Below are 3086 nucleotides of genomic sequence, written 5' to 3' on the forward strand. Positions count from 1 at the left end.
GGCGCGCAGCGCCTCGCGCGGGGTCTTGCCACCCAGGTTGTCGACCGGCAGCAGCAGCGGGCGCAGCGGGGGAATGGCCCACAGCAGCCGGTTGGCGACGATCTTCACGTCCGGGCGCAGCCGCCCCAGCAGGCGCAGCAGGGCCAGCCCGTCAAGGGAGCCGATCGGATGGTTGGCCACGACGATGACCCGGCCCCGGCTGGGCAGGTTCTCGAGCTGGGCCTCGCTTACCCTGACATCGAACTCGAGGTGGCTCAGCGCCTGCTCGACAAAATCCATGCCGCGCAGGTGCGGGTAGTCGGCGGCGAAGCGCTGGAACTCATCTTCGTGCAGCAGATGGCGCAGCAGCGGGCGCAGCAGGTTGGGGAGGGGAGCGGTGGGGAAGTGTTCGCTCAGCAGGGCATCGACACTGAACATGGGACAACTCCTTGGTGTTGTCCCGAGAGGATCGCCCCTCCCTATGACAGGGAGGGGTCAGGGGGATGACGCTTTGGTGTCAATCCTGGCGCCAGGCGGCGGTCAGGCGCACCAGCTCGACCAGCGTCTGCACCGCCTTCTCCATGGAGGGAATGGGGATGAACTCGTGCTTGCCGTGGAAGTTGTGGCCGCCGGTGAAGAGGTTGGGGCAGGGCAGTCCCATGAAGGAGAGGCGGGCACCGTCGGTGCCGCCGCGGATCGGGGTGATCTTGGGCTGCACGTCGGCGGCGATCATCGCCTGGCGGGCCAGCTCGACGATGTGCATGTGCGGCGCTATCTGGCTCTTCATGTTGTAGTAGTTGTCGCTGATGGTCAGTTCGATGCGGGCCTCGTGATAGCGGCGGCGCAGCTCGGTCACCCGCTCCTCCAGCAGGGCCTTGCGGGCGGCAAAGCCCGCCTCATCGAAGTCGCGGATCAGGTAGTGCAGGGTGGTCTCCTCGACCGTGCCTTGGCTGCTGACCAGGTGGAAGAAGCCCTCATAGGCCTCGGTGCACTCCGGCGTCTCGTCGGCCGGCAGGAAGGTGTGGAACTGGGCGGCCAGGGTCTGGCTGTTGAGCAGGGTGTCCTTGGCGCTGCCCGGGTGCACGTTGTTGCCGATAAAGCGCACCGTGGCGCTGGCGGCGTTGAAGTTCTCGTATTCGAGCTCGCCGAGCGGGCCGCCATCGACCGTGTAGGCCCAGCGCGCCTGGAAGCGATCGAGCGGGAAATGGTCGGCGCCGCGGCCGATCTCCTCATCCGGCGTGAAGCCGAGCCACAGATCGCCGCGCGGGATCTCGGGGTGGGCCAGCAAGGTTTCGACACAGGTGATGATCTCAGCGATCCCCGCCTTGTCATCGGCCCCGAGCAAGGTGGTGCCGTCGGTGGTGATGAGATCTTGCCCCAGGTAGTGCTTAAGGCAGCGGAACTGGCGCAGGGAGAGCACCTCATCCCCTTTGCCAAGGCAGATGTCGCCGCCTTGGTAGTTCTCGACCAGCTGCGGGCGAACTTCGCGCGCCTCGTAGTCGGCGGTGTCCATGTGGGCGATGAGGCCGATGGCGGGCGCCTGCGGCTGATTGCCGGGCAGAAGGGCGGTCAGGTAACCGTTGTCGTCGAGCACCACCTCGGCCAGCCCGAGCGCCTTGAGCTCGGCATGCAGCGCCCGGGCAAATTCCAACTGGCCTGGGCTGCTTGGGCAGCTGTTCTGACTCGCATCGGAGCGGGTGTGAAAGGAGACATAGTGAAGAAAACGATCGACGACTCGGCTCATGGCATGGCTCTGCTCAATACAACGAAGCGGTCATTATGCGGAGCCGATCACGGAAAAACCTTGTTCCAGAACAGGGTTTGTGAAGGCAATCCTCATCTTGGGTAACAAGCAGGTAACGATTGACCGGCATGACAACGGGGGTGTTTTTTGCGCCCGCGCCTATTTTTTGGGCGCCGCTTGCTGGTATGGTCGGGACTCACCCTATGTTGCGGCAAGGAGCCATCCATGGAACACGTAGCTCTCTATCAGCAGTGGCAGGAGAACCAGCTTGACGAAGTGGCGGCCTTGACGTTGCTGCGCTGGGTCGAGGAGTGGTGCGCCCGCGCCCCCGAGCACCGGCTCAATGACCAGGGCAGCTTGCTCACCGTCGATCTCTACTGGCCCGCGCGCAGCGACAAGCCGCTGCTTCAGGTCGACGGTTTTGGTCGCATCTGGTTCTATCACGACCGGCTCGGCAGCGATGGGTTGTTGCGGGCGCTGGAGGGCCATTTTGGCGATGTATTCGGCGAGCTGGAGCCGGGGCCGGTGAGCTGTTTGAGACCTAAATTCTGGCAGGGGGCATTGCCCGAACTTTCGCAGCTTCTCAAACAGCATCTTTGACGGTTTTTTTGATTGTCACCGCCCCTTCGGTGTGTGTAAACTCCGCGCCGATCTTGCGTCGCGCCCGTGTGCGCCCGAGGTCAAGCGCCTTTTAGGGCGAGGCATGCAGAAACGCCAGACACTGCAGGGGTTTTGGTTTCTTTAATACCGGTTGGGAGCCGGTATCAGGGAGAACAGCAGTCACGCAATGACATCACCTGACCGAATGAGCGACGCGGCTCAACACTCTTCCCTTGTCATGGGCGGTCAATGGTGTCTGGCAGTACTGCAGTGCGGTGTCGCTAACCCGTTTGCAAACGTGAACGGGTGCCTCGTCCCCTCTCTGGAAACCCCCCTCGTCGATGGCTCTGCGGCCAACCGGATGAGTCGGCAGCGTGGCAACAGCTGTCGCCATCAAAGCGTCGCGGAATACTGATTTAAGTATCCCCCGCATACCGTTGAGCTTGATGTAAAGCCACAAGCCCCACATCAAGACTCGTTACTTCCCAAAATCCACCAGGCAGCCTTGGCTTGCCGCAAATGGTCTGGATGTGATCGAGGGTAACGAAGGCGGCTCACGCCGCTCATTAGCGAGGCATAGCCCATGACTAACTGGTCCAGCAAGGACTCTCTCAAGGTCTACAACGTCCCCTACTGGGGAGCCGGTTTCTTCGGCATCAATGAAGAGGGGCACGTCACCGTCGCTCCGGACAAGTCCCGTCCTGACGCCAAGATCGTCATCTCCGATGCCATCGAGCAGCTGCGTCAAGCCGGCTTGACCACC

The 3086-nt window shown here is 62.7% G+C and carries 4 protein-coding genes; 2 read left to right on the plus strand and 2 right to left on the minus strand.

Annotation, left to right across the window (positions count from 1 at the left end):
- Positions 1–417, minus strand: a 417-nt coding sequence (locus BN1134_RS18795; RefSeq protein WP_042044871.1) for a GNAT family N-acetyltransferase, incomplete at its 3' end; no start/stop codon positions are given.
- A gap of 79 nt (positions 418–496) precedes the next feature.
- Positions 497–1723: a peptidase T gene (pepT, locus tag BN1134_RS01545; RefSeq protein WP_042044828.1), complete on the minus strand. Its 1227-nt coding sequence runs from the start codon at positions 1721–1723 to the stop codon at positions 497–499.
- A gap of 225 nt (positions 1724–1948) precedes the next feature.
- Between pepT and BN1134_RS01550 the strand changes: the two genes are divergently transcribed.
- Positions 1949–2323 carry a hypothetical protein gene (locus BN1134_RS01550; RefSeq protein WP_042044829.1) on the plus strand — a complete coding sequence of 125 codons (375 nt, stop codon included), beginning with the start codon at positions 1949–1951 and terminating at the stop codon, positions 2321–2323.
- Positions 2324–2906: 583 nt separating this feature from the next.
- Positions 2907–3086 (plus strand): hypothetical protein (locus BN1134_RS19910; RefSeq protein ID WP_042044872.1); only part of this gene is annotated, 180 nt, incomplete at its 3' end.

The sequence above is a fragment of the Aeromonas simiae genome (assembly GCF_000820125.1).
In the GTDB taxonomy this organism is placed as follows: domain Bacteria; phylum Pseudomonadota; class Gammaproteobacteria; order Enterobacterales; family Aeromonadaceae; genus Aeromonas; species Aeromonas simiae.

Bases quoted from the DNA above. Each gene is read 5' to 3' on its own strand.
- pepT (WP_042044828.1), bottom strand. From the start codon at position 1,723: ATGAGCCGAGTCGTCGATCGTTTTCTTCACTATGTCTCCTTTCACACC.
- BN1134_RS01550 (WP_042044829.1), top strand. From the start codon at position 1,949: ATGGAACACGTAGCTCTCTATCAGCAGTGGCAGGAGAACCAGCTTGAC.